Origin of the sequence: Sulfitobacter sp. HNIBRBA3233, from assembly GCF_040149665.1 — a bacterium.
Lineage (GTDB): Bacteria > Pseudomonadota > Alphaproteobacteria > Rhodobacterales > Rhodobacteraceae > Sulfitobacter > Sulfitobacter marinivivus.
The window spans coordinates 1,555,766-1,581,842 of sequence record NZ_JBEFLP010000001.1 but is presented as its reverse complement, the minus strand read 5'-3'; the positions used below and the strand labels follow the sequence as shown (position 1 = coordinate 1,581,842).

The window sequence follows — 26,077 nt, the reverse complement described above, 5'->3', positions numbered from 1 at the left end:
CATTGTTCTTTCCTCAGAGGCAATTGTTGCCTAACCTGCAACAAGTAAGGGTGCGCTGGATCGGTCCGTATTTTGCCGCTTGCGTCCCTTTGTGGAACAACATGAGGACGAGAGCTGTGGCACACACACTTCTGACCGCGCTGCGTCGGGTTGCGGGGGCCGCGTTGGTCGCGGCTGTCGCCCTTCAGGCAGGTGCCGCCGACGCGCAGACAAGATCACAACAGGGCCGCGACAAGGGCCAGTATATTCCGACCATCTGGGTCGATCCCGACGGGTGCGAGCACTGGGTCATGGACGACGGCGCCGAAGGCTACATGACGCCACACGTAAGCCGTCAGGGCATACCTGTCTGCCGCCGTGGCAACGTCTGCGGTGTGATGCCCACCGACCAGTTCTTTGCGACCGACAGCTACCGGGTGTCGAAATCCGGCCAGGCGCGTCTGCGCGACTTCTTCCGCGAGGCCAACGCGCTGAGCTATATCATTACCGGTCACACCGACAGCCGCGCGTCGGACGCCTATAACATGCGCCTGTCGCTGAACCGCGCCAATGCGGTCGCCAAGGTCGCGCAAGCCTCCGGAGCGCGGATCGCCGATGTGCGCGGCTATGGCGAACGCCAGCCCGCGGCCTCCAACAACACCGCCGCCGGCATGGCCAAGAACCGCCGCGTCGAAATCATCTGCATCCGCTGAGGGAAGTTATCGTGACAAAAGCAAAAATCATTCTGCTCGCCACCTGCGCCCTCGGACTGGCCGCCTGCGCCGACTACGAAGGCATCGGAGGCGGTTATCCCGCGGACAAGACGGTGGACCGGGGCTTCGACAAGAAACATCTCAGCCAGCTTCAGGCGGGGATCTGGGTCGATCCGAACGGCTGTGACCACTGGATCATCGACGATGGCGTCGAAGGGTATCTTTCCCAGCGGCTCGACAAATACGGCAAGCCCGTTTGCTCGGGCGTGGCGCAACCGACCTATACCGCCGGCGACTTCAAGGGCGGATCGAACGTCAAGGATCCGAACTGATCTTGATCCAGTCATACACATCCATCCAGAAAGGGCCGGAGCGGGCAACGCTCCGGCCCTTTTTGTCTGCCCGCCTCTGGCCCTTGGCCACTGCGTATCCTATCTGGTATTTCAAGCCCGCTGAAAGGAGCTGCTCTTGCCCGCATCCGACGCCGTGACCCTTCCTGATACCGCCGCCCCCGCTCAGGTCCTCGACCTGCCAGACAATCGTCTTCTGATCGACCTGTGCGGTCCCTACGACCAGCACCTTGCCGCCGTGGAAAAGGCGCTGGGCATCCAGATCGTGCGGCGTGGCAACCAGCTGAGCCTGCATGGCGAGGCCGGAGCGACCGAGCGCGGCGCCGCCATCCTCAACGCGCTTTACGCGCGTCTCGAAGGCGGGCGCAGTGTCGAGCCTGCGGATGTGGACATGATCCTGCGCATGGGCAACTCCGCCGTTGATACGGGCGTGCGCGACGGCGACCAGATCGAAATGCCGATCAACCACGGGATCGAGATCCAGACCCGCAAGAAACGGGTCGAGCCGCGCACCGCCGCGCAGAAGGCCTATGTGCAGGCGCTGTTCGAGCACGAGATGGCCTTTGGCATCGGGCCCGCGGGAACCGGCAAGACCTATCTTGCGGTTGCCGTCGGCGTGTCGATGTTTCTGTCCGGCAAGGTCGACAAGATCATCCTCAGCCGCCCCGCCGTGGAAGCGGGTGAAAAGCTCGGCTTTCTGCCCGGTACGCAGGACGAGAAGGTCGATCCCTACATGCAGCCGCTCTACGACGCGCTGAACGATTTTCTGCCGGGCAAGCAGCTTGCGAAGCTGCGCGAGGAAAAGACGATCGAGATTGCGCCACTGGCGTTCATGCGCGGGCGCACGCTGAGCAATGCCTTCGTGGTGCTGGACGAGGCGCAGAACGCGACGACCATGCAGATGAAGATGTTCCTGACCCGTCTGGGCGAGGGGTCGCGCATGGTCATCACCGGGGACCGGACCCAGATCGACCTGCCGCGCGGGCAGGCATCGGGGCTGGCGGACGCCGAACGCCTGCTGAAGCATATCCCCAAGATCAGCTTCAACTATTTTACCTCCAAGGACGTTGTGCGCCACCCGCTGGTTGCGGCAATCATCGAAGCCTACGAGGCCGAAGCCGAGCGCGACACCCGACGGGACGGGTGAGCGCGTGATGGACACGCTCGATATCCTGCTTGAGGATGCCGCCTGGGAGAGCGTCGCGCTGCCGGTTCTCGGCGCGCGCGCCGTGTCCGCCACGCTTGAGCACATGGGGCTCGACCCGCAGGACTGCGAAGTCACGCTGATGGGCTGCGACGACGCGCGCATCGCCGAGCTGAACGTCGAGTTTCGCGGCAAGGCGCAGCCGACCAACGTGCTGAGCTGGCCCGCCCAGCCGCTTGCGCCCGTCGCGGCAGGGGCCGCTCCGCCGTTGCCGCAACAGGGGTTCGATGGCATGATCGAACTTGGCGATATCGCGCTGAGTTTCCAGACTTGTCAGCGCGAGGCGACCGAATCGGGCAAGCCCTTTGCGGACCACCTGACGCACCTTATCGTTCACGGAACACTGCATTTGTTGGGGTATGATCACATAACCGATGGCGATGCGGCGCTTATGGAGCGTCTTGAGGTCGAAATTCTTGGCAATCTGGGCGTCGATGACCCATATAATGACGAACGTTTAACGGACGCCGCCTCCTGACGGGATCGCGGCACATCAAAGACAGGACCCAATGGGCGACACAGACGGATCTTCTGGCGCGGCGCATGGCGCGCAGGCACAGACCTCCCCCGACACGACCTTGCTTGCGCAAGAGACCGACGACAGCACGCGCAGCGGCTTTTTCAGCCGTGTGATCGAGGCACTCAGTCCCACAGACAACACCCCTGATTATTCCGGGGTCATCACGGCGCCCGACCGGGGTATGACCGGCATGGGAAATCTGCGCCGGATGCGGGTGGATGACGTGATGATCCCGAAGGCCGATATCGTCGCCGTGCCGGTGACCGCCGACATGGACGAACTGGTCGCGGTCTTCAAGGAAAGCGGGATGACCCGTCTGCCGGTCTATGACGGAACACTCGACACGCCCGTGGGGATGGCCCACCTGAAGGATCTGGCGCTGAACCACGGCTTCAACGGCAAGCCGCGCAACTTCAACCTTGCCGAGATGCTGCGCCCGCTGGTCTATGTGCCGCCGTCGATGACAATCGGGGTTCTGCTGACCAAGATGCAGGCCGAGCGCCGCCACATGGCGCTGGTGATCGACGAATACGGTGGTGTCGACGGTCTGGTGACCATCGAGGACCTGATCGAACAGGTTATCGGCCAGATCGAGGACGAACACGACGTCGACGAAGACCAGCTCTGGACCGAGGAAAAGCCGGGGCAGTATCTTGCGCTTGCCAAAACGCCGCTCGCCGATTTCGAAGAGATGATCGGCCAGTCGCTGACCGATCACGACGACGTGGACGAGGAAGAGATCGACACCCTTGGCGGGCTTGTCTTCATGCTGTCGGGCACCGTTCCCGCGCGGGGCGAGGTGGTCGTGCATCCCGATGGCCCCGAATTCGAGGTGATCGACGCCGATCCGCGACGGATCAAGCGTCTGCGCGTGCGGCTGAACGGGTCCGTGTGATGAATGCACGCCGACGGGCCTGGGCCCGGGCGCTGGGGATCGCGGCGGCCCTCGGCGGTCTGACGGCATTCGGTCAGGCCCCGTTCGATATGCCGCTGGTGATGTTCGCGGCGCTGGTGGGGGCCTTCTGGTTCTACGCGTCGGCGCGCAGCGCCAAGGCGGCCACGCTCTATGGCTGGGCCTTCGGGGCGGGATATTTCGCCGTTTCGCTGCATTGGATCGTTTCACCCTTTCTGGTCGATATCGCACGGCACGGATGGATGGCCCCTTTCGCGGTGGTGCTCATGGCGGCGGGGGGCGGGCTGTTCTGGGCGCTCGCCTTCTGGGCCGCGCGGCGGATGTCGCACCGCACATGGCCGCTGATCCTCACCCTGCCTGCGGCCGAACTGCTGCGTGGTTATATCTTTACCGGGTTTCCGTGGGCGATGTTCTCTCAGGCGACCGTCGATAGCGTCGCGGGGCAGGCGCTGGCATGGGTCGGTCCCTACGGGCTGACCCTTCTGATCGTTGCAGCCGCTGTCGCCGTGGCCGAACCGAAGCGACATGTCGCCGCACTTGCCGGGCGATTGGCTGTCGCGGTCGGTGCCGGGGTCGTGTTGTGGCTACCGCCGATTGCAGGCCCCGCGCAACTGACTGACCTCACATGGCGGATCATCCAGCCCAACGCGGCGCAGCATCTCAAGTGGGATCCCGATATGATCCCCGTCTTCTACGCCCGCCAACTGGACCTGACGGCGGCCGCGAGCACGGGACCGGCCCCTGACGCGATCCTCTGGCCCGAAACGGCGATCCCGTGGCGGCTCGACCGCGCCGGCCCGGTGCTGGAAGAAATCGCGGCAGCGGCAGGCGGTGTGCCGGTCATGCTCGGCGTGCAGAGGGCCGAGGGACAGAGGTATTTCAACACATTGGTCTCGCTCGACAGCGCCGGGGCCGTGACTCAAACCTACGACAAGCACCATCTGGTCCCGTTCGGTGAATACGTGCCGATGGGCGGTTTCGCTGCGCGTTTCGGCTTCTACGGTCTCGCGCCGCAACACGGGGCGGGATTTTCCGCGGGGCCGGGGCCGCGCATTCTGGATCTGGGGCCGCTGGGGCGCGCAATGCCGCTGATCTGCTACGAGGCGGTGTTTCCCCGTGATCTGCGCGCGGCTTCCGGTCGCGCCGAGTATATCCTGCACGCGACGAATGACGCGTGGTTCGGGCGCTACGCCGGGCCTCAGCAGCATCTGGCCCAGACGCGGATGCGTGCCATCGAACAGGGGCTGCCGGTGGTCCGCGCGGCCAACACCGGTATCTCCGCCATGATCGACCCGCACGGGCGGCTGCGGGCCCAGATCCCGCTGGGGCAGGCGGGGTTCATCGACGCAGCCTTGCCCGCGCCCTTGCCCGCCACGCTCTACAGCCGCACCGGCGATCTGCCTTTGGCCGTCTTTCTGGTGCTTTCGCTCGGGGTGGGCAGCCTGCGCCTGTGCGCGGCCTCCGGTCAGACAAACCCTCAGAATGGGGATTGACCCTTCGCGCGCAGCCGCTTACGCAGCCCTAATGCGCGCCGCAACGGCTTCCTGACGTGGCGCTTTGATATTTCAGTGGAGCAATCTCATGACCCGGCAATCCTACGTGTTCACCTCGGAATCGGTTTCCGAGGGCCATCCTGACAAGGTCTGCGACCGGATCAGTGACGCCGTTCTCGATGCCTTCCTCGCCGAAGAACCGGAGGCCCGCGTGGCAGCGGAAACATTCGCGACCACCAACCGTGTTGTCATCGGCGGCGAGGTCGGTCTGTCCGACCGCGAAAAGCTGGCCGATTACATGGGCCGGATCGAGGATATCGCGCGCGCCTGCATCAAGGATATCGGCTACGAGCAGGAGAAGTTCCACCACGCCACCTGCGAGATCACCAACCTGCTGCACGAGCAATCCGCGCATATCGCGCAGGGCGTGAATTCGGCCGGCGACAAGGAGGAAGGCGCGGGCGATCAGGGCATCATGTTCGGCTTTGCCACCAAAGAAACACCTGAGCTGATGCCGGCGCCCATCCACTACGCCCACGCGATCCTGCGCCGGCTTGCCGAGGTGCGCAAGGACGGCACCGAACCGACGCTGCGCCCCGATGCGAAATCGCAGCTGTCCGTGCGCTACGAGAACGGGCGCCCGGTTGGCGTCAGCTCCATCGTGCTGTCTACCCAGCACGCCGAGGAACGCCAGACCAGCGCCGATATCCGCGATATCGTCGAACCCTATATCCGCGAAGTCCTGCCCGAGGGCTGGATCACCGAAGACACCGAATGGTGGGTCAACCCGACAGGGACCTTCGTGATCGGTGGCCCCGACGGGGACGCGGGCCTGACCGGGCGCAAGATTATCGTGGACACCTACGGTGGTGCGGCCCCGCACGGGGGCGGTGCGTTTTCGGGCAAGGATCCGACCAAGGTGGACCGCTCGGCGGCCTACGCCGCGCGCTATCTGGCCAAGAACGTGGTCGCCTCGGGCATGGCCAGCAAATGCTCGATCCAGCTCAGCTACGCGATCGGGGTCAGCAAGCCGCTGTCGATCTACTGCGATACCTACGGCACGGGCCAAGTGGAAGAGGACGCAATCGAACGCGCGATCCGCGCCTGCATGGATCTCAGCCCCCGTGGCATCCGCGAGCACCTGCAGCTGAACAAACCGATCTACGCGCGCACCGCCGCCTACGGCCATTTCGGGCGCGCGCCCGAAGCCGACGGTGGCTTCAGCTGGGAACGCACCGACCTCGCGGAAAAGCTCAAGGCCGCCGTCTGAGGCCTTTCCCCCGATGTCCGAAAAACAAAAAGGGTCGTCGAAAGGGCGGCCCTTTCGCGTTTCCCAACGTCGCTACACTTAAAGCGCTTCGGACGCGTAGCACCGGTTGCCTCGCGCCTGTCGCGCGGCCCGCTCTCCGCCGCCTGCGCCACTGCACAGCGTTTACGACAGTGCGAGACCGCAACTCCATTTTGCCATTAAACTCAATCCCGCTGTCGCCTCGCGCGTTCCCGCCAGCGAATATGCGCAGCGGCGAAACCTCACGGCTCTGTCTCAGTTCATCCGGCGCGTGAAAGGAGACGGCGGGCGCGGCGCTTGCGACCGGGGACGCACGGATGGTCGCGCGGCGACGTCTCCGAAGTTTTGCAGATCCTCAAGGAAGCTCCACAGCCGGTCGCAAGACGCCTCCAGCTCTTCCACACGGCTGCGCGAGGCTTCCGGCGGGCCGTGCTTGATCTCGCGCAGCTGGCGCATCATGCGGCTTACGATGGGCTTTATCTCTCCCGCACACTCCCGTGAAAACCGGTGCAGCGTGGCGTGGGTTTCGCGCATGGCTGTGCCCGTGCTCTCAAGCCCGGTGACCAGCCCCGATTTCTGCAACGCCGAGATCATCGCCCGGCGCAGCGTCCGGGCAGAGAGTTCTTCCTTGGTCACGTAGTCACTGAACCCCAGTTTCAACGCTTCGCCCGCGATCCGTGTTTCGGTGGTGCCGGTGATCATCACGGTCGCCGCATGGCGATTGATGAAATCCTCGCGGATCATTTCCACACCTTGCAGGCCGGTCCCGTCGGGAAGGTGGTAATCCAGCAGCACCAGATCAAAGCGCTGTCTGCCCAGTTGTTGCACCATTCCCGCAAGGGTCGATGCCTCGGTCAATTCGGTCCTGAGATCCAGCGCGCGGCACATGCGCAGGATACGCATCCGGTCAAAGCGCTGGTCCTCCACGACCAGCACGCGGGCTATATCGGGCAGGCCTTCGGCGGCCTGTCGCGGTGTCGGGCTCGGGGTCTGGAACAGGCTCATCTCGCACTCCTTTCGTGCCAGACTATGCGCCGGTCTGTTAACAACAGGTTATTGCGGCGCGGCGCGCGGGACGGTAAAGCCCCGCCCATGAGCACACCGCAAAGACCCCGCCGTAATTTTTACGGCCGCCTCAAGGGCCACAATCTCAAGCAGTCGCAAGAGACCTACCTGTCAGAGGATTTATCCGCCCTTTCCCCCGGAGCGGTGGATTGGGATTCAAACCCGGACCGCAGGCCGCTGGACCTGCAAGAGATGTGGGGCGGGCGTGAGTGCTGGCTCGAAATCGGCTTTGGCGGGGGCGAGCATATGGTCCATCAGGCGCAGGGCAACCCTGACGTCGGGATCATCGGCTGTGAACCCTATATCAACGGCGTGGCCATGCTGCTGGGCAAGATCCGCAAGGCGGGTGTCGACAATATCCGCGTGCATCCCGGCGACGCGCGCGATCTGTTCGATGTGCTCCCCGAAGCGTCGATCGCGCGGGCCTTCCTGCTCTACCCGGATCCATGGCCCAAGGCCCGTCACCACCGGCGCCGTTTCGTCACGCCCGAACATCTCGCGCCGCTCAACCGCGTGATGAAACAAGGCGCGATCCTGCGCATCGCCACCGATATCGAGGATTACGTCCGGCAAACGCTTGAGCAGGTACCGCGCCATGGCTTCGAATGGCTGGCAGAGCGTCCCGCCGACTGGCGCACCCCCTGGGAGGACTGGCAGTCCACGCGCTACGAGATGAAGGCGCTGCGCGAGGGCCGCACGCCGCATTACCTGACCTTCCGCAAGGCCTAGATTTTCTCGAACGCGATCTTCGCGGAGCGTGCTTGGGTACAATTGTCTCGCGGTTTTCTGAGCCGCATGCCCCTTTTCATACCCTCGCTCACAGTGCTGTTGGGGCGCTGAGCGGTATCGTGGCCTCGCGATGGTGACGTTTCTTTTTGCCATAAGAAGCGGTGACTAGGGTGATGCCGCAGCGGTGCTGAACCGCCACGACATTGATCCGGTGGACCGGCCCGCGCGATGGCCGGGACGTGAAACGCGGACTGCGTGCGTATGCGGTGAAAGCCGCGTAGCGCAGGAGGCCAACCGGCGAGAGGGCTTGCCGTGTATAGGCACCGATGCCGCTGAACGTGTTGCCGGCGACGCGCTCTGACGGTCTTTTCCCCCCGAGTATTCATGGCCAGAAGAGAAGCGGCGCGGGAGGCGATGGCGGGCATGGACCTGCGCGGGAGCCTCGGCTAGAACCGCTGTGGAATTGCTGAAGGGGATACGCATGTCAGGTCACGGTGATCCGATTCCAATGAAATCATCGGCCTGCGGTCCGTTGTCCGGCACGGCGAATGTGCCGGGGGACAAGTCGATCTCGCACCGGTCGCTGATCCTGGGTGCGATGTGCGTCGGGGAAACGACGATCACCGGTCTTCTTGAAGGACAGGATGTTCTGGATACCGCGCAGGCGATGCGCGATTTCGGGGCCGAGGTGACAGACCACGGCGGCGGGCGCTGGTCGGTACAGGGCGTCGGTGTCGGCGGCTTTGCCGAACCTTCGACGGTAATCGATTGCGGCAACTCCGGCACCGGCGTGCGGTTGATCATGGGGGCGATGGCCACCCAGCCGATCACGGCGACATTTTCGGGGGATGCCAGCCTGAATGGCCGGCCCATGGCGCGGGTGACCGATCCGCTGGCCCTGTTCGGCTGTCAGGCCGTGGGACGCAGCGGCGGCAGGTTGCCGATGACGCTGGTGGGCGCACGCGACCCGCAGCCCGTCCGCTACGACGTGCCGGTGCCTTCGGCGCAGGTCAAATCCGCCGTTTTGCTGGCGGGGCTGAACGCGCCCGGCCAGACCGTTGTGGTCGAGCGTGAGGCGACCCGCGACCATACCGAACGGATGCTGGCGGGGTTCGGGGCAGAGATTTCCGTGCGCGACACCGACGCGGGGCGCGAGATCACCCTGACCGGCCAGCCGGAACTGACCCCACAGCACATTGAGGTGCCGCGCGATCCGTCTTCGGCGGCGTTTCCGGTCTGTGCGGCGCTTGTCGTGCCCGGATCGGATGTGCTGGTCCCCGGGATCGGGCTGAACCCCACGCGAGCCGGTCTTTTCACGACGCTGCGCGAGATGGGCGCCGACCTGACCTATGAGAACGAGCGCGAGGAAGGCGGCGAACCCGTGGCAGACCTGCGCGCGCGGTTTTCCCCCGACATGAAGGGGATCGAGGTGCCCCCCGAAAGGGCAGCGTCGATGATCGACGAATACCCCGTCCTGAGCGTGGTTGCGGCCTTCGCGACAGGACAGACCGTCATGCGCGGCGTCAAGGAGCTGCGCGTCAAGGAAAGCGACCGGATCGAAGCGATGGCGCAGGGTCTGCGGGCGAACGGGATCACCGTAGAGGACGGGCCGGACTGGTGGACAGTGACCGGCGCGGGCCACGGCGCCGTGCCGGGGGGCGGTTTGTGCCGAAGTTTTCTGGACCACCGCATCGCCATGTCGTTCCTGATCCTCGGGATGGCGGCGAATGCGCCGGTGCGGGTTGACGATGGCGGACCGATCGCGACCTCCTTCCCGATTTTCGAGCCGCTGATGGCGGCTCTTGGCGCGGATATCACGCGCGATGTCTGAGCGGGTATTCACGGTTGCCATCGACGGGCCCGCAGCAGCGGGCAAGGGAACGGTATCGAAAGCCGTGGCCGCGCATTTCGGTTTCGCCCATCTTGATACCGGTCTTCTGTACCGCGCCGTGGGCGCGAAAGTTCTTGCCGGTCAGGAGGCAGAGGCCGCTGCATCCGCTCTGGTTCCCGCTGATCTGGAAGCCTCGAACCTGCGAAGCTCGGCGGTTGCCGAGGCCGCAAGCAAGGTTGCCGCAATCGAAGCGGTGCGCGCCGCACTGGTCGCCTTCCAGCGCAGTTTTGCGGAGCGTCCGGGCGGCGCGGTGCTGGACGGGCGCGATATCGGCACTGTGATCTGTCCTGACGCGGCGGCCAAGCTGTTCGTGACCGCCAGTGCCGAGGTCCGCGCGCGCAGGCGGTTCGAGGAACTGCGCGGCAAGGGCAGCGACGAGACTTTTGCGCAGGTGCTTGCGGATGTCGAAGCCCGCGACGCGCGCGACATGGCCCGCGCCCACGCACCCTTGCGCCCGGCGGATGACGCCGTGTTGATCGACACCTCCGATATGACGATAGAACAGGCGGTCGCCGCTGCCATCGACGCGATCGGCCTGCGCCTCTAGCGCGGTCTGCGGATCGCACGGTGTAAGCGATGGGATCGCGTTCTGCGGTGCCTGTTCCAACGGTTCCTGCCGGGGTTTTCTCGCCCCGCCGCGCAGGCACAGCGGGGCGCCCTAGCCACCGAACTGGTGCAGGCCGAAGGCCAGTGCCACCCCCAGCGCAACCGCGAAACCTGTCGCCTTGTGGTCCTCGCGGTAGGCAGTGGGAAACACCTCTGTAGCCAGCGAAGAAACCACGGCACCAGCCGCAAAGCTTTGCACAACAGCGATCAGCGTGATCTGCGCCGGTGACAGAAGCGCGTAGCCCGCAAGCGCGGAAGCGCTTAGCACCATCGCGGTGAGCGACCACAGCCCCAGCACCTTGAGACGGCTGTGACCCTTGCCGGTCATTTCCCGCGCGCCGCCCGCCGCTTCGGGAAGGTTGGACAGGAAGATGGACGCCGCCAGAGCCAGCACGCCCTTGGCGTCGCTGCTGACCAGCACGACACCGAGGGCGAGGTTTTCGGGAATGCCGTCGAGAACGACAGCGGCCAGCAGCCCCTTGCCGGATGACCCATCCGCATGCCGGTCAAGCCAGATGTCCACCAAGGTGAATACACCCGCGCCCGCGGCAAATCCCGACAGCACGATCCACAGCGGTGCGTCCCGCGCGGCAGGCTCGAGCAGTTCTGCCACGACGGATACGATCAACGCACCGCCCGCCAGCGCCACCATGAACCCCTCGACGTGGGCGGGAAAGGGGCCGTAGAGCCCCCAGACCGCGCCGAGTACAAGCGCAAGGGTCGTCGCAAGGATGAGCAGAGTGATCAGCATAGGCGCAAAACGCGCCGCCGCGCCCGACCGTTCCGCTGCGGCTTGTCGCGCGGGGCTGTGCGGGATACGTCATGAGAGACCAGCGCGAGAGGATAGGGCATGAAAAAGCAGATTATCTGCATCAACTGGGGCACGAAATACGGCGCGCCGTATATCAACAGGCTCTATGCGATGTGCGCGCGCAACATCACCGGCCCGTTCACTTTCAACTGCTACACCGACAGCAGCGATGGCGTGCGGCCAGAGGTGATCTGCCGCGATCTGCCGCCCAGCGATATCGTGATGCCGAAATCCAAGGGGATTTGGCCCAAGTCGCGGTTGTGGAACCCGACCCTCGAGGGTCTGGAAGGGCCTGTGCTGTTTCTCGATCTCGATCTGGTCATAACCGGCAGCCTGGACGGGTTTTTCGACTTCGGGGATCCGGACGACGTGATCCTCGCCCGCAACCCTACGACCCCGTTCGAGAAACTGGGGCAGACGTCGATCTTCCGGTTTCCGGTAGGCAAGCTTGCGCCGCTGCTGGAGATGTTTCGCGCCGATCCGCAGGGGATCGCGGACGAATATGTGTTCGAGCAGCGGTTCGTGACGCGCAACGCACCCGGCGGGGTCAAATTCTGGCCGAAACCGTGGGTGCGCCATTTCAGGACCCAGTGCATTCCGCTGTTCCCGCTCAATTATTTCATCGCCCCGAAACTGCCGAGCGACGCGCGCGTGGTGATCTTTCCGGCGACCCCGAATCCGCCCGATGCCCTGGAAGGGCGCTGGGTGCCCGAAGAAGGCGACCGCAGCCGGGGCGAGCATATCCTGCGGGCCATCCGCGGTCCGCGCCATTTCAAGAAACGCTTCCGGCACCTGCGCCGGTTCCTGCTACCGACGCCCTGGATCGCGGAGCACTGGCGCGAGTGACCGAAGGCGCTACCTTCATCGCATAACACTCAAGGAGGAAAGATCCGATGAAACATGCCAAGGAATATCTGGACGAAGCAAACGCCGTAGTGCCGAAGATGACTGCCGAAGCGGCAATCGCGAAACACGCCGAAGGCGGCGGGACATTCATCGACGTGCGCGACAGCGCGGCGATTGCCGAAAGCGGGACGATTGCGGGCGCCCACCGCATTCCGCGCGGCTTGATCGAATTCAAGGCCGATCCGGCGGTCGAGGCGATGTATGATCCGGTTTTCCAGCAGGACGCGGATATTTACCTGATCTGCGGTGCGGGCGGTCAGGCGGCGCTGGCGGGCAAGACGCTGATGGATATGGGCTACAAGAACGTGACCAACATCGGCGGATTTCCCGGCTGGAAAGACGCGGGCGGCCCGACGGAAAGCTAAAAACCTGCGCCGGAGCCTGCATCGAAGGCCCCGGCGCGGTACATTTCGGACATTGATCCGACCTGCCCGGTCGGAGGATCCGCCCACAGTACCTGATCTGCGCCGTCGCACTGTGGCGGTTCGTGCAGATATGAATGCCGCTCCGCCCCCCGTCGTGGATCAGGCCGTGCCCATATTACGCGGGCGAGATCGCGCGCGGGCAGGGGGTCAGATGCATGCGGGGCTTGCGTTGCGGGCTTTCATAGCCTATACGCGCGTTTGTCTAAGGGGCGGATACAGGCTCCGGGCGCGATATCTGGGCAGGGTCGGAGTTCTCCGGCCCTCTTTCTTTATCCCGACCGGCAAGATGCCCCTCAGTCCAATTCACACCCAAGACCGGCGGAGACAACCGCGCGGCCGGAAAAACGCTACGGATAAGGATACGATACGCTACATGGCGAATATGATGGATGAGTTTGAAGCGCTCCTAGAAGAAAGCTTCGAAATGGACACGCCCGAAGAGGGTTCTGTTGTCAAAGGCAAGGTTATCGCGATCGAAGCGGGCCAGGCCATCATCGACGTAGGCTACAAGATGGAAGGCCGCGTCGAGTTGAAAGAATTCGCCGATCCCGGCGAGTCCCCCAAAATCGAAGTCGGCGACGAAGTCGAAGTGTTCCTGCGTCAGGTAGAGAACGCGCGCGGCGAAGCTGTCATCTCCCGCGAGATGGCGCGCCGTGAAGAAGCATGGGACCGTCTGGAAAAAGCCTACGCCGCGGAAGAGCGTGTCGAAGGTGCGATCTTCGGCCGTGTCAAAGGCGGCTTTACTGTCGATCTCGGCGGTGCCGTGGCCTTCCTGCCCGGCTCTCAGGTCGATGTGCGCCCCGTGCGCGATGCCGGCCCTCTGATGGGTCTCAAGCAGCCGTTCCAGATCCTGAAAATGGACCGTCGCCGTGGCAACATCGTGGTATCGCGCCGTGCGATCCTCGAAGAGTCCCGTGCCGAACAGCGCGCCGAAGTCATCGGCAACCTGACCGAAGGTCAGACCGTGGACGGCGTGGTCAAGAACATCACCGAATACGGTGCGTTCGTTGATCTGGGCGGTGTCGACGGCCTGCTGCACGTCACCGACATGGCATGGCGCCGTGTGAACCATCCTTCGGAAATCCTGGCGATCGGCGAGACCATCAAGGTCCAGGTCATCAAGATCAACAAGGAAACACACCGCATCAGCCTCGGCATGAAGCAGCTGCAGGAAGATCCGTGGGATCTGGTGGCCGCGAAGTATCCGCTGGAATCCACGCACACCGGTCGCGTGACCAACATCACCGATTACGGTGCCTTTGTTGAGCTCGAGCCCGGCGTCGAGGGTCTTGTCCACGTCTCCGAGATGTCCTGGACCAAGAAGAACGTACACCCCGGCAAGATCGTGTCGACTTCGCAGGAAGTCGAAGTCATGGTTCTGGAAATCGATCAGGCAAAGCGCCGCGTGTCGCTCGGCCTCAAGCAGACCATGCGCAACCCATGGGAAGTGTTCTCCGAAACGCACCCCGAGGGCACGGAAGTCGAAGGCGAAGTCAAGAACATCACCGAATTCGGTCTGTTCGTCGGCCTGCCAGGCGACATCGACGGTATGGTTCACCTGTCGGACCTGTCGTGGGACCAGCGTGGCGAAGAAGCCATTCAGGACTATCGCAAGGGTGACGTGGTTCAGGCCGTTGTCTCCGAAGTCGACGTCGAGAAAGAGCGTATCTCGCTCTCGATCAAAGGCGTGGGCGGCGACAAGTTCGCGGAAGCAGTCGGCGGCGTGAAGCGCGGTTCGATCATCACCGTGACCGTGACCTCTATCGAGGATGGCGGCGTCGAAGTGGAATACGAAGGCATGAAATCCTTCATCCGCCGCTCCGACCTGTCGCGTGACCGTGCCGAACAGCGCCCCGAGCGTTTCTCGGTCGGTGACAAGGTTGACGTGCGCGTGACCAACGTGGACAGCAAATCGCACCGTCTGGGCGTCTCGATCAAGGCGCGCGAGATTGCGGAAGAGAAAGAGGCCGTCGAACAGTACGGTTCCTCCGACTCCGGCGCATCGCTGGGCGATATTCTCGGCGCGGCGCTGAAAGGCGACGACGACTGATAGGCCCTGTCTGCCGGTGGCACCTGCCGCCGCAGCACCGATAACACCAGACCCCGCGCCGCAAGGCGCGGGGTTTTTTGCTGCGAATCACATGCTTACCGATATCCGGCACCGATGGTGCGCCACGGCGTCCTGTGGCGGGCATTTGGGCGGAAGGGTGCCCAAATGCCCGCAATGTCGCAAAAGCATGCGACAATTTGCGCCCTGAGGTCGGTTCCGTCACTTTTCGGATGCCGCCGGTTTCCATATAGTGATTTGGCGCACAACAAAAATCAGCGGGGGAAAATCAGATGATCCGGTCAGAACTGATCCAGAAGATCGCGGACGAAAATCCACATCTATATCAGCGTGATGTGGAACGGATTGTGAATACGATTTTTGACGAGATTACCTCTGCCATGGCGCGCGGCGACAGGGTTGAACTGCGCGGCTTCGGCGCCTTCTCCGTCAAGAAGCGTGATGCGCGCGTCGGGCGGAACCCTCGGACCGGTGAGACTGTTCATGTTGAAGAGAAGCATGTACCCTTCTTCAAGACGGGGAAGTTGCTTCGTGATCGGTTGAACGGGAAAGTCTGAATGCGTTACGTCCGCTACCTATGTATTGCCATCTTCGCGGTGGCCCTTATCGCCGTGGCCCTTGCGAACCGCGAAATTGTTTCCCTGAAGGTTCTGCCGGCCGAAGTGTCGGGCCTGTTCGCGCTGAACCCGCGGTTGGAACTGCCTTTGTTCATCGTCATTCTGGGCAGCATCCTTGCCGGTCTGCTGATCGGTTTCATCTGGGAATGGATCCGCGAATACGCCGAACGCGCCGAAGCGGCCAAGCAGGCCCGCGAGATGCGCCGTCTGGAGCGTGAGGTCGCCCGCCTGAAAGCCGAGCGTCACAAGGGCAAGGACGACGTCCTGGCGCTTCTGGACGAAGCTGGCTGACCGACACATGCCATCCGACATCGCAGTAAAGATCTGCGGCTTGCGGGACCCGCAGGCCGTCAAAGCGGCGTCCGACGCGGGCGCGCGTTACGTCGGTTTCGTGTTCTTCGGGAAATCCCCGCGCAACGTCACCCCGCAAGAGGCGGCAGAGCTTGCCGCCCTGGTGCCCATCGGCGTGGCCAAGGTCGCCCTGACCGTGGATGCCGATGACGCGACGCTCGATGCGATCAATGCGGTGGTGCCGCTGGACGTGCTGCAATTGCACGGAGAGGAGAGCCCCGCGCGGGTGGCCGAGGTCAAAGCGCGATATGGCCTGCCGGTGATGAAGGCGATCGGCATCCGCAAGCCGTCGGACCTTGCGGCGATTGACCGGTACAGCGATGTCGCCGATCAGCTTCTGATCGACGCTAAACCGCCCAAAGGTGCCGATCTGCCCGGTGGCAACGGACTGGCGTTCGACTGGCGGCTGCTTCTGGGGCGGGCGTGGCGCCGGCCCTGGATGCTCGCCGGTGGGCTGACGCCCGATAACGTTGCCGAGGCTATCCGCCGCACGAACGCGCGGCAGGTCGATGTCTCCTCCGGCGTGGAAAGCGCACCGGGCGTGAAGGACGCGGCCAAGATCGAGGCACTTATCGCGGCAGCACGGGCTGCGTAACCTCGCAGGCGGACAAAGGCGTTATTGCGGTGACCAAAACCGTCCGTCTGTCTATTCTGGGCTTAGATACGGGGCGCAGACAAACCCGCGAAATACGGTCGGAGATTAGCCTGTAGACTGGAGATCGCCGCTGCCGGCACAAAGCCTTCGCGATGCCGAAATGGGTGGTAGGGGATACAGCCGACCCAGAAACCTGACCGGATGGACTACTACGGCTATTCGCTTGAGGGTCCGGAAATCCTTGGTGCTGCACGGGAGCGCGATCCTGCGCAGTTCGAGATCGGTCTCGAAAACCGGGTGACGTGGGATCGCTGCTTGGAGCGTCGGGAAGTGAAGCCGCTTCACCGGTAGATTGGGGGCTGCTGCGCAAAACTGCGTCCCGATGCCCGCTTGTCCCGCCCTCGCAACGGCGGTACTGCTGGGCACAACTTAGTCCGCGAAAGGTGCAGCACGCCATGGCAAACGATCTGTTCAACAGTTTCATGACCGGTCCCGACGAAAAGGGGCGTTTCGGCGATTTCGGCGGGCGTTTCGTGTCGGAGACGCTGATGCCGCTGATCCTCGATCTCGAAGCGGAATACGAGCGCGCCAAGGACGACCCGACCTTCTGGGCCGAGATGGACGATCTGTGGACGCATTACGTCGGTCGCCCCAGCCCGCTTTATTTTGCCGAGCGGCTGACGGACGAGCTGGGTGGCGCGAAAGTCTACATGAAGCGCGACGAGCTGAACCACACCGGCGCGCACAAGATCAACAATGTGCTGGGCCAGATCATCCTGGCCCGCCGGATGGGCAAGAAGCGCATCATCGCCGAAACCGGCGCGGGCCAGCACGGCGTGGCAACGGCCACGGTCTGTGCCAAGTTCGGCCTGAAATGCGTCGTCTACATGGGCGCGCATGACGTGGAGCGTCAGGCCCCCAACGTCTTCCGCATGCGCCTTCTGGGCGCCGAAATCGTCCCGGTGACCTCGGGGCGCGGTACGCTGAAGGACGCGATGAACGACGCGCTGCGCGACTGGGTGACCAACGTGCGCGATACCTTCTACTGCATCGGCACGGTTGCCGGTCCGCACCCGTATCCGGCCATGGTCCGCGATTTCCAGAGCATCATCGGCAAGGAAGTCCGCACCCAGATGGATGCCGCCGAAGGCCGGCTGCCCGATACGCTGATCGCGGCCATCGGGGGCGGGTCGAACGCGATGGGTCTGTTCTATCCGTTCCTTGACGACAAGGACGTGAACATCATCGGCGTCGAAGCGGGCGGCAAGGGTGTGAACGAGAAGATGGAGCATTGCGCGTCGCTGACCGGCGGCAGGCCCGGTGTGCTGCATGGCAACCGCACCTATCTTTTGCAGGACGATGACGGGCAGATCCTAGAAGGGTTTTCGATCTCGGCGGGTCTGGACTATCCCGGTATCGGGCCCGAACACGCATGGCTGCATGATATCGGTCGGGCGCAGTATGTTTCGATCACCGACCGCGAGGCTCTGGCGGCGTTCCAGAAATGTTGCGAGTTGGAAGGTATCATTCCGGCGCTGGAGCCGAGCCACGCGCTGGCGCATGTGATGAAGATCGCCCCCGATCTGCCGAAGGATCATATCATCTGCATGAACATGTGCGGTCGCGGCGACAAGGACATCTTTACGGTCGCCCGCGCGCTGGGGTTCGAGATGGGCGAATTCGCCTGATCCGGGGCTGAGAGGCGCAGGCCGTCTGCGCGGCTGGATGCTCCGCCCCGGTGGGGCCACGCCCTTCCCTCCGGAGAGGGGCGTTTTTATTTCAGCGGGTCAGTTCCAGAATGTCGAAATCGCTTTCGTTGACAGGCAGCGGGAACATCAGCCGCGCGCGGGTGTTAGAAACCCTCTCGAAGACCGCCACGTCCGGTGTGATCGTTCCGGTCCCGGTGAAATCGGGCGGCAGATCCGCGTAAGCCTGCGGTTGCTCGGAGCGTACGTATCCGACGCCCAGGTAGACGGCGCGCCCGTCCCTCAGCTCGATCCGGCCGGAGGTGCGTTGCGACCCTGTCAGTTTCTCGAAGGTCACACCCGTCAGATCAAGGGTCATCCGGCAGTCGAACGGGGCGTAGACCACCAGCGCCGACAGCCTGCCCAGCTTCATCGTGCGGCAGCGCCAGTCGCCGGCCATGCCGGGGTCAAAGGCCACCTGCGGCTGCCCGGACAACGCCTGCTGAAGCGCCGCGACATCCTGCGCAGCCCCGCCCGCCAGTGCGCCCAGCAGCGCCTCTCCGGCGGTGCTCTCGAACCGCTCCAGCCGTGTCTGTTCTTGCGGGCGGATGTCCTGCGCGGCGGCTGCGAGAGGGGCGAGGAGCGCCCAGAGGGCAGCGAGGAGCCGCCACTTCAACGGTCGCTCTCCAGCGCGTGCGCCCGCAGCGTGTCGAGCGGTACGACTTCCAGCGCACGCAGATGGGTCGCCGCCAGGTCGACACGCGGCGCGCAGCCTTCGTCGGCGGCCTGCAAGAACCGGCCCGCGCACAGGCACCAGCGGTCGCCGGGTTTCAGTCCGGCAAAGCCGAACACCGGGTTCGGCGTCGTCAGGTCGTTGCCCACGTATTTCGAATAGGCAAGGAATTCGGCCGTCATGACCGCACAGACGGTATGGCTGCCCTGATCGGCATCGCAGGTGTTGCAGTGGCCGTCACGAAAGAACCCCGTGACAGGATCGGCACCGCAGAGCGCCAGCGTGCCCCCTTCGACGTTAACGCTTTCATCGGGTTGCATGGATCATCCTCCGTTCAGGCTGTCGGTGATGGCGCGAAAGATCTCGACGTTGCGCTCGTGCGCCCCTTCCGCGCGGAAGCCGCGATGCGCGGCTGTGGTGGCGATCACAACACCCGCGGCGCGATTGATATAGATATACTGCCCGTAAACACCGCGGGCGAGGAATTCGCCCTCGCGCGCGCCATGCGGGATCCACCACTGGTAACCGTAGCCCAACTCGTCCGGCCCCGTCGGCGCACTCGCCCTCGTCGAGGCCGCAACCCAGTCCGCCGGTACGATCTGTTCGCCGTTCCAGCGCCCGTTCTGCAAATACATCTGGCCGAACCGCGCGTAATCGCGGCTCGTCAGGTTCAGCCCGCCCAGAACAAAGGCGGTGCCCGCACCATCGGTCAGATAATAGGGTTCCGCCTCAAGCCCCATGGGGGCGATGACCTTCTCGCTCAGCAATGTGGGGATGGACCGGTCGGTAGCACCGCGCACGACCATCGACAGCACATGGGTGTCGATTGACACATACTGCCAGTCGGTGCCGGGGTCTGCGAAGCTCTCTTTCAGGTCGACCGTGAAGTCATCCAGCCGCCCGCCAAGCGCGATCACGCGGCCCATCCTGTTGATGTCTGAATCCGGATCCAGGTAATCCTCGTCGAAGACCACGCCGCTTGCCATGTTCAACACGTTGCGGATCGTCGATCCGTCATAGGCGCTGTCGACAAGCGCCGGTGCGTATTTCGTGACCGGATCGTCGAGGGAGTCGATGGCGCCTTCCTCCAGCAGGATACCGATCAGCGCCGAAAGATAGCTTTTGGCGACAGACCAGCTGATCCGCCGGTCGCCGGCCGTCGTGCCCAGATGATAGCTCTCGTGCACCACGGCCCCGTCTTTCAGCACCACCAGTGAGGTCACCGCGTGGTCCTTGATCCACGCCTCGGTTTCCTGCGGCAGCCGGGCTTCGGGGCCATTGGGAAGCGGGCTCACCGGGCCTTCTCCCCGCGGGACAGGTACCGACAGGAAGGCCGCGTTCATGTTCGAGAAATTGGAAACGATTTTGTCTTCGGCAAAGAGCGAATTCACGGCCAGCAACCGCGCGATCTCCTCGCGCTTCCACACCCCGACCGCGATGGTGATCAACACTGTCATCAGTGCGAGCCAGCCGATCCATTTCAACGCTTTGCGCATTTTCTCTCCCCGGTTTGGGTCCGAGTGAAACACGCGCTTCCATGCAACGGAAGAAAGAACTGCCTTCGGCGCGGATTAACCGGCGGAATCGTAGGCCCAGTCGATCCAGCGGCCGTGGAAATCCGCACGCCCCAGCACGACAGTGATGTCGCCGGGCCAGATCCTGAGCGTGATGGCCGCGCCCCTGCCGCCGGTGGTGTCGCCGTCGGTCTCCATAGACAGCCAGGCAAGGGGGCGGTCGCGTTTTGCCCGTGCGCCCGCGCCCTCGATCAGGGCACGTCCCCGCGCCTGAGCGGCTTTTGAAAAATACTGCCACGCGATGGAGTGCTGGATCAGGTGCAGATGGCCCTGCGGCGCCGAGGCCAGCCTCCGCGCGAGCCAGTCGATCGCATCCCCTTTCGCGATCGGCGCGGTCATCACTGACGCCGCCGCGCGGGTCATGGCAAGGCGGTCCGGCTGATCGGGCCACAGATAGGCTGTCAACCGCAGCAGGTCGTCGCCGTGCTGCGGATCAAGCGGATTGAGGTCCACGCCCTCGCGCGCCACGATCCGTGGATTGGCCGCGGGCGGCAGCGGTCCGCTCCATTCAGGCGTCAGGGTCACGGCAGGCATCTGCGGGCCGAACCGGGTGCCCTTGATCTCGAGCGCATAGTGGTCCCACATCATGTTCAACCCGCCGCTGGCGCCCAACTCGCTCAGATGGATCGGCAGCCGGTAGGACGCGACCGCCACCTGTGCGCCCGCGATCATCGCGGCGGAGCGGCGGACCTCGTTCGTCTGGGGCGGGCTCTTGCACCAGTTCACAAGAAACTTCGCATGGTCTTTGATGGCCGCCAGCACGGCATCACGCAGGTCGGCGTCCTCGGCTGTGTGGGGCGGATAGACGGCGGCCAGCGCAGGCGCGCGGCGGGTCAGGACAAGCGCGTGGAGCCCCGCGCAGGTGCGCAGGGGCAGGGAGGCACCCGAAGGCCCCGGCTCTCCGGGGATGGTTTCGAAACTCTTGGCAAGAGCGCTGTCGGCGGGCCACTCCTGCGCGAGCATTGTAAGCAGACGGGCCATGAACGGGCTGCCGAGCGCCTCGCAGCTGACCGCCTGCTGGCGGAAGGCGTCGATCAGTGTCATTTGAAACGATCCATCAATTTTTGCAGCTGGCTGCGGGTATCGGGGCCGGTGTCTTCGCCGGTGGCGCTGTTTTCGTCGGCCGCAGGCGCTGCGCGGGAAGGGGAATCGGGTGTGGCGGGCTTGCGCGTGCCGGTCGAGGGGCGTTGGGGGGCGATCCGCTTGCCTACCTCATTCATGAAGGCGGCGCCATCGCCCGTGGCCAGATAAGGCGCCCCGTCGCTTACACCGCGCAGAACATCGTCAAGCCAGTCCTGATCGGCCTTGGCGAAATCATGCAGCACATATCCCGGTACGCGGTCCTTGTGACCGGGATGGCCTACGCCCAGCCGCACGCGCGCGTAGTCGGGGCCAAGGTGGCTGTGGATTGATCGCAGGCCGTTGTGTCCCGCGTGTCCGCCGCCTTCCTTCCATTTGACCTTGCCGGGGGCAAGGTCGATCTCGTCGTGCAGCACGATGATGTCGGACGCGTCGATCTTGAAAAAAGCCGCCGCGGCCTGAACGCTGTCGCCCGAGCGGTTCATGAAGGTTTCTGGCTTCAGCAGTGCCACACGGTCCGACCCAAAGCGGCCTTCGGTCACGCTGCCCTGATGTTTGGTCTTCCAGCCGGGAAATCCGTGATCCGCCGCAATGCGGTCCAGCGCCATGAAGCCGATATTATGGCGGTGCCCTGCATATTTCGCCCCCGGATTTCCAAGGCCCACGATCAGTTTCATTGCTCAACTCCTCACAACGCCAACGCGAACTGTACTGGCGAGGGAGCAGGGGGTCCAGCCCGCCGGGCGCTGCGGGGACGCGCAGCAGAGCGGAAAGGGGGGCCAAAAGAAAAAGGGGCCGCGTGGCGGCCCCTTCGAAATCTTTTCCCCTGCGGGAAAAAGGATCAATCGTCGGCTTGTTCGCCGTTCGGTGGATCCATTTCCGTTGTCGGAACTTCGTCTGCTGCGACATCTTCTTCTTCGTCGTCGTCCTGCGAGGCAAGACCCGATGGAGCCGAAATCTGTGCAATGACAAAGTCACGGTCGATGGTGGGCTTGGAGCCCGCTGGCAGCTTGACGTTCGAAATTGTCGCACTGTCGCCGATTTCCAATCCGGAAATGTCCACTGTGACGCTTTCGGGGATGTCCGATGCAGTCACAACCAGTTCGATTTCCGGACGCACCAGCGTCAGGACGCCACCGTTTTTCAGGCCGGGGCATTCTTCTTCGCCCGCCACTTCGACGCCGATGAAGAGGTTGATCTTCGTTGTGCGGCGCAGGCGCAGGAAGTCGACGTGTGTCGGCAGGTCCTTGACCACATGGCGCTGAACGTCGCGGCAGATGACGCGCACGTCGTCGTGGCCTTCGACTTTCATGTTGAACAGGGTCGACTTGAACCGGCCCTTGCGCAGCATTGTCAGCAGTTTGTTGAACGGGATGTTGATTGGCAGCGGGTCTTTGTCGCCACCGAATACAATCCCGGGAACCATGCCATCACGGCGTGCCTGACGAGCGGCGCCCTTGCCTGTCCCCGTCCGTTCCACGGCTTCAAGATCTGGAATCTCTCCGGCCATTTTAATCTCCAATTTTTAAACTCGGGACGCCTCCAAGGCTGTCGTCCCGCTGAATCGGCGGATCCTTTTGGGAACCCCCGCGTGAAGCCGTGCCTATAGACGGGTTCGGCCCGCGTGAAAAGAGTGAATCTGCCCCAAGAGGGCGGCGTGTCCGCGCTGCTGGTCACATCCCCGGGCCGGGCAGGCCGGGCCTATGGCCCGCCTCAACCACATCGAAGGCCGGTTTGAGCATCGCGAGGATTCAAACCCCGAGGCGAAAGTGGGTCAGCCGATGCGCGTGACAAGGTGGTCGCCCGCGTCGCGGATGCGCGCGTAGAGATCGAATTCCGCCGCGCGCGCCGATTTCAGCAGCGCCAGCGTGTCGTCGGACAGGCGCGTCGGCGCGGGCGGGGATACGTTCTTGGGTTTGAGTGTGAGGTCGGTTTTCAGCCGCTCCGACAGGAACGAACGAAAGAGCGGCTGGTTTTCGTAGGCGATCACATGCTCGGCCATGACCTGTCCGCCGCCGTCGGTCAGAAAGGCGAACTGGCTGCCGATGCGCGCGCGTGCGGGCGGGTCCTCGCTGACCAGTTCACGCACGAAGTCATCGAAATCCAGGCCCGCCGTACTCAGCTCCGACCCCATCAGCCGGTCGCCGCTGCGGTAGCGGAACCACGATGCGATCTGGTCCACAGGGTCGCGCATGACCGCGACCGCCTCGGGGCGCACGCCGAATGTATCGTCGAGAAACGGCGCGACCTTGACCGCGTAGCGGCGTGCGGTCAGATGCTTGCGGCTTTTGCCGAAGACGATCTCGGCCTTGGGTTTGAGCGCCAGTTCAACCGCCGTGGTGCCGGTCTTGGGATTGGCCAGAAACGCAAGCTTGCGCCGCAGGAAGATCAACACGCGCGGGTCACTCCTGCCAGTCGCCTTCGAAGTCTTTCGGGATCAGAAGGTTATGGCGGCCCAGTCCGGTCACCTGTGTTTCGCCGCACAGGGCCATGGTTGTGTCGAGTTCCTTGTGGATCACTTCGAGCGCTGTTTTCACGCCTTCCTGTCCCATCGCGCCCAGACCGTAGATCCACGCGCGCCCGATATAGGTGCCCTGCGCGCCCATCGCCATCGCCTTCAGCACGTCCTGACCGGACCGGATGCCGCTGTCGAGATGGACTTCGACCTCGCCGCCCACCGCATCGAGGATCGAAGGCAGCATCCGAATGGAGCTGAGCGCCCCGTCCAGCTGCCGCCCGCCGTGGTTACTGACGATGATCGCATCGGCACCGACCTTCAGCGCCATCTTGGCATCCTCGGCGTCAAGAATGCCCTTCAGGATGACCTTGCCGCCCCACTGTTCCTTGATCTTGGCGATCTTTTCCCAGTCTAGCGTCTGGTCGAACTGCTCGGCCGTCCATGCGCCGAGGCTGGAGGCATCCGAGATCCCCTCGACGTGGCCCACGATATTGCCGAATTCGCGGCGCTGGGCCTGCAGCATGCCGATGCCCCAGCGCCATTTCGTGGCCAGATCGGCCATGGTGGAAAGCGTAAGCTTCGGCGGGGCGGACAGGCCGTTCTTGAGATCCTTGTGGCGCTGCCCGAGTATTTGCAGATCGAGCGTGATTACCAGCGCGGAGCATTTGGCCGCGCGCGCCCGTTCGATCAGGCGGCTGACATAGTCGGTGTCGCGCATCGTATAAAGCTGAAACCAGAAGGGTTTGTTCGTGGCCTGCGCGACATCCTCGATCGAATTGATCGACATGGTCGAGAGCGTGAATGGCACACCGAAAGCCTCGGCGGCGCGGGCGGCCTTGATCTCGCCGTCGGCGTGCTGCATTCCCGTCAACCCCACGGGGGCGAGGGCCACAGGCATGGCCACGTCCTGACCGATCATCTTGGTCTTGGTCGATCGCCCTGACATATCGACCGCCACGCGCTGGCGCAGGCGGATCTTGTCGAAATCCGAGGTGTTCTCGCGGAAGGTCTGTTCCGTCCAGCTGCCGCTTTCGGCGTAGTCGTAGAACATCTTTGGCGTGCGGCGCTTGTGCAGGCGCTTGAGGTCGTCGATGTTGGTGATCACGGGCATTGCGGCGGCCTCCGGCAGGGTTGGTCGCTCTTGTCTACCGAGCCATCGGAGCCAGATCAATCGCCAGTGTGCCGCCGCCGGGTCAGGCCGCGTGTGCGCCATCCGCCAAGGTGCGCACGAAATCGAGCACTTCCTGCGTGCTCTTGCCCAATGCGATTTGCGCGACGATGGCCGACCCTACGACCACGCCATCCGCGACTTCGGCGATGGCCTTGGATTTTTCGGGGGTATTCACACCAAAACCCACGATGACCGGCAGGCCCACGGTGTCGCGGATGCGGGTCACTTCGGGGGCGACATCGCCCGCGTCCGCTTCGGCGGATCCGGTGATGCCGGTGATCGATACGTAATAGACAAAGCCCGATGTATTCTCCGCCACCTTCGGCAGGCGCTTGGCATCCGTGGTGGGGGTGGCGAGGCGGATAAAGTTCAATCCGGCGGCCTGTGCGGGCAGGCACAGCTCGTCGTCTTCTTCCGGTGGCAGATCGACAACGATCAGCCCGTCAATCCCCGCCTCCCTGGCCGCGACCAGAAACGCGTCGACGCCCATGGAATAGATCGGGTTGTAATAGCCCATCATCACAATCGGGGTGGTGTTGTTTTCCTTGCGGAATTCCGTGGCAAGCGCGAGCGTGCGCTTCAGCGTCATGCCCCCTTCAAGGGCGCGCTGACCGGCAAGCTGGATGGTGGGGCCATCGGCCATCGGATCGGTGAAGGGCAGGCCGAGTTCGATGATGTCGACACCGGCACCCGGCAGCCCCTTCACGATCTCGAGGGATTTGTCGAAGTCGGGGTCGCCCGCCATCACGTAAGACACGAAAGCCTTGCGGCCTTGAGCTTTCAGGGCGGCGAAAGTGTCGTCAATGCGGGTCATGGGCAATCCTGTCACGGTCTTGGTCGGGGCAGTACGGG

At 63.8% G+C, this 26,077-nt stretch carries 28 protein-coding genes and 1 riboswitch; of the genes, 17 read left to right on the top strand and 11 right to left on the bottom strand.

Going from position 1 to position 26,077, the window contains the following annotated elements; genetic code table 11:
• The first annotated feature begins 116 nt into the window (after nucleotides 1-116).
• The 7 genes from ABMC89_RS07580 (at nucleotide 117) to metK (ending at nucleotide 6,442) form a co-directional block, all read left to right on the top strand.
• Nucleotides 117-692 (top strand): OmpA family protein, encoded by a 576-nt coding sequence (locus ABMC89_RS07580; RefSeq protein WP_439655644.1) that lies wholly within the window; start codon nucleotides 117-119, stop codon nucleotides 690-692.
• An 11-nt stretch (nucleotides 693-703) separates the two neighbouring features.
• On the top strand, nucleotides 704-1,024 hold the full coding sequence (locus ABMC89_RS07575) for a hypothetical protein (RefSeq protein ID WP_349566796.1): 321 nt from the start codon (nucleotides 704-706) through the stop codon (nucleotides 1,022-1,024).
• A 136-nt stretch (nucleotides 1,025-1,160) separates the two neighbouring features.
• Nucleotides 1,161-2,189: a PhoH family protein gene (locus tag ABMC89_RS07570; protein WP_349566794.1), complete on the top strand. Its 1,029-nt coding sequence runs from the start codon at nucleotides 1,161-1,163 to the stop codon at nucleotides 2,187-2,189.
• Nucleotides 2,190-2,196: 7 nt separating this feature from the next.
• A complete protein-coding gene (gene ybeY, locus ABMC89_RS07565; protein ID WP_349566792.1) occupies nucleotides 2,197-2,724 on the top strand; it encodes an rRNA maturation RNase YbeY in 528 nt (175 codons plus the stop codon).
• Between the two features lie 31 nt (nucleotides 2,725-2,755).
• Nucleotides 2,756-3,661: a hemolysin family protein gene (locus ABMC89_RS07560; protein WP_349566790.1), complete on the top strand. Its 906-nt coding sequence runs from the start codon at nucleotides 2,756-2,758 to the stop codon at nucleotides 3,659-3,661.
• Entirely contained in the window at nucleotides 3,661-5,172 is a 1,512-nt protein-coding gene (lnt, locus tag ABMC89_RS07555; RefSeq protein WP_349566788.1) for an apolipoprotein N-acyltransferase, read from the top strand. Before ABMC89_RS07560 ends, lnt begins: the two co-directional genes overlap by 1 nt.
• A 32-nt stretch (nucleotides 5,173-5,204) precedes the next feature.
• Nucleotides 5,205-5,255, top strand: a riboswitch (SAM-SAH riboswitch).
• A gap of 5 nt (nucleotides 5,256-5,260) precedes the next feature.
• Nucleotides 5,261-6,442 (top strand): methionine adenosyltransferase, encoded by a 1,182-nt coding sequence (gene metK, locus ABMC89_RS07550; protein WP_349566786.1) that lies wholly within the window; start codon nucleotides 5,261-5,263, stop codon nucleotides 6,440-6,442.
• A gap of 273 nt (nucleotides 6,443-6,715) precedes the next feature.
• On the opposite strand, the gene ABMC89_RS07545 is transcribed toward metK, so the two are convergent.
• Nucleotides 6,716-7,465, bottom strand: coding sequence for a response regulator (locus ABMC89_RS07545; protein ID WP_349566784.1), 750 nt, complete (start codon nucleotides 7,463-7,465; stop codon nucleotides 6,716-6,718).
• A gap of 87 nt (nucleotides 7,466-7,552) precedes the next feature.
• On the opposite strand from ABMC89_RS07545, the gene trmB reads away from it, so the two are divergent.
• The 3 genes from trmB (at nucleotide 7,553) to ABMC89_RS07530 (ending at nucleotide 10,692) form a co-directional block, all read left to right on the top strand.
• Nucleotides 7,553-8,254, top strand: a complete 702-nt coding sequence (gene trmB, locus ABMC89_RS07540; RefSeq protein ID WP_349566782.1) for a tRNA (guanine(46)-N(7))-methyltransferase TrmB — start codon at nucleotides 7,553-7,555, stop codon at nucleotides 8,252-8,254.
• 481 nt (nucleotides 8,255-8,735) lie between these two features.
• Entirely contained in the window at nucleotides 8,736-10,085 is a 1,350-nt protein-coding gene (gene aroA / locus ABMC89_RS07535; RefSeq protein WP_349566780.1) for a 3-phosphoshikimate 1-carboxyvinyltransferase, read from the top strand.
• Nucleotides 10,078-10,692 carry a (d)CMP kinase gene (locus tag ABMC89_RS07530; RefSeq protein WP_349566778.1) on the top strand — a complete coding sequence of 205 codons (615 nt, stop codon included), beginning with the start codon at nucleotides 10,078-10,080 and terminating at the stop codon, nucleotides 10,690-10,692. Before aroA ends, ABMC89_RS07530 begins: the two co-directional genes overlap by 8 nt.
• Nucleotides 10,693-10,803: 111 nt before the next feature.
• On the opposite strand, the gene ABMC89_RS07525 is transcribed toward ABMC89_RS07530, so the two are convergent.
• On the bottom strand, nucleotides 10,804-11,502 hold the full coding sequence (locus ABMC89_RS07525; protein ID WP_349566776.1) for a ZIP family metal transporter: 699 nt from the start codon (nucleotides 11,500-11,502) through the stop codon (nucleotides 10,804-10,806).
• A gap of 99 nt (nucleotides 11,503-11,601) precedes the next feature.
• Here ABMC89_RS07525 and ABMC89_RS07520 point away from each other — a divergent pair, with 99 nt between their 5' ends.
• From ABMC89_RS07520 to trpB, 7 genes are all read left to right on the top strand, one after another.
• Nucleotides 11,602-12,408 (top strand): glycosyl transferase, encoded by an 807-nt coding sequence (locus ABMC89_RS07520; protein WP_349566774.1) that lies wholly within the window; start codon nucleotides 11,602-11,604, stop codon nucleotides 12,406-12,408.
• 47 nt (nucleotides 12,409-12,455) lie between these two features.
• Complete coding sequence (locus ABMC89_RS07515; protein WP_349566771.1) at nucleotides 12,456-12,833, top strand: rhodanese-like domain-containing protein; 378 nt, start codon at nucleotides 12,456-12,458, stop codon at nucleotides 12,831-12,833.
• Between the two features lie 433 nt (nucleotides 12,834-13,266).
• On the top strand, nucleotides 13,267-14,943 hold the full coding sequence (gene rpsA, locus ABMC89_RS07510) for a 30S ribosomal protein S1 (RefSeq protein ID WP_349566769.1): 1,677 nt from the start codon (nucleotides 13,267-13,269) through the stop codon (nucleotides 14,941-14,943).
• Between the two features lie 290 nt (nucleotides 14,944-15,233).
• Nucleotides 15,234-15,518: an integration host factor subunit beta gene (gene ihfB / locus ABMC89_RS07505; protein ID WP_349566767.1), complete on the top strand. Its 285-nt coding sequence runs from the start codon at nucleotides 15,234-15,236 to the stop codon at nucleotides 15,516-15,518.
• Nucleotides 15,519-15,869 (top strand): LapA family protein, encoded by a 351-nt coding sequence (locus ABMC89_RS07500; RefSeq protein WP_349566765.1) that lies wholly within the window; start codon nucleotides 15,519-15,521, stop codon nucleotides 15,867-15,869. It abuts the gene before it with no gap.
• 7 nt (nucleotides 15,870-15,876) lie between these two features.
• Entirely contained in the window at nucleotides 15,877-16,524 is a 648-nt protein-coding gene (locus ABMC89_RS07495; protein WP_349566763.1) for a phosphoribosylanthranilate isomerase, read from the top strand.
• 455 nt (nucleotides 16,525-16,979) lie between these two features.
• A complete protein-coding gene (gene trpB / locus ABMC89_RS07490) occupies nucleotides 16,980-18,212 on the top strand; it encodes a tryptophan synthase subunit beta (RefSeq protein ID WP_349566761.1) in 1,233 nt (410 codons plus the stop codon).
• Between the two features lie 91 nt (nucleotides 18,213-18,303).
• Here trpB and ABMC89_RS07485 read toward each other — a convergent pair whose 3' ends face one another.
• The 9 genes from ABMC89_RS07485 to trpA form a co-directional block, all read right to left on the bottom strand.
• Nucleotides 18,304-18,885: a DUF4893 domain-containing protein gene (locus tag ABMC89_RS07485; RefSeq protein ID WP_349566758.1), complete on the bottom strand. Its 582-nt coding sequence runs from the start codon at nucleotides 18,883-18,885 to the stop codon at nucleotides 18,304-18,306.
• Entirely contained in the window at nucleotides 18,882-19,262 is a 381-nt protein-coding gene (locus tag ABMC89_RS07480) for a DUF2237 family protein (protein ID WP_349566756.1), read from the bottom strand. Before ABMC89_RS07480 ends, ABMC89_RS07485 begins: the two co-directional genes overlap by 4 nt.
• Nucleotides 19,263-19,265: 3 nt before the next feature.
• Nucleotides 19,266-20,438 (bottom strand): serine hydrolase domain-containing protein, encoded by a 1,173-nt coding sequence (locus ABMC89_RS07475; RefSeq protein WP_349566754.1) that lies wholly within the window; start codon nucleotides 20,436-20,438, stop codon nucleotides 19,266-19,268.
• Between the two features lie 75 nt (nucleotides 20,439-20,513).
• A complete protein-coding gene (locus tag ABMC89_RS07470) occupies nucleotides 20,514-21,560 on the bottom strand; it encodes a DUF2332 domain-containing protein (RefSeq protein WP_349566752.1) in 1,047 nt (348 codons plus the stop codon).
• Complete coding sequence (gene pth / locus ABMC89_RS07465) at nucleotides 21,557-22,273, bottom strand: aminoacyl-tRNA hydrolase (RefSeq protein WP_349566750.1); 717 nt, start codon at nucleotides 22,271-22,273, stop codon at nucleotides 21,557-21,559. The genes ABMC89_RS07470 and pth overlap by 4 nt, the downstream gene beginning before the upstream one ends.
• A 164-nt stretch (nucleotides 22,274-22,437) precedes the next feature.
• Nucleotides 22,438-23,106 carry a 50S ribosomal protein L25/general stress protein Ctc gene (locus ABMC89_RS07460; protein WP_349566747.1) on the bottom strand — a complete coding sequence of 223 codons (669 nt, stop codon included), beginning with the start codon at nucleotides 23,104-23,106 and terminating at the stop codon, nucleotides 22,438-22,440.
• Between the two features lie 264 nt (nucleotides 23,107-23,370).
• Entirely contained in the window at nucleotides 23,371-23,991 is a 621-nt protein-coding gene (locus ABMC89_RS07455; RefSeq protein WP_349566744.1) for a hypothetical protein, read from the bottom strand.
• Between the two features lie 7 nt (nucleotides 23,992-23,998).
• Complete coding sequence (locus ABMC89_RS07450) at nucleotides 23,999-25,165, bottom strand: alpha-hydroxy acid oxidase (protein WP_349566742.1); 1,167 nt, start codon at nucleotides 25,163-25,165, stop codon at nucleotides 23,999-24,001.
• 82 nt (nucleotides 25,166-25,247) lie between these two features.
• Entirely contained in the window at nucleotides 25,248-26,039 is a 792-nt protein-coding gene (gene trpA, locus ABMC89_RS07445; RefSeq protein WP_349566740.1) for a tryptophan synthase subunit alpha, read from the bottom strand.
• Nucleotides 26,040-26,077: the final 38 nt, after the last annotated feature.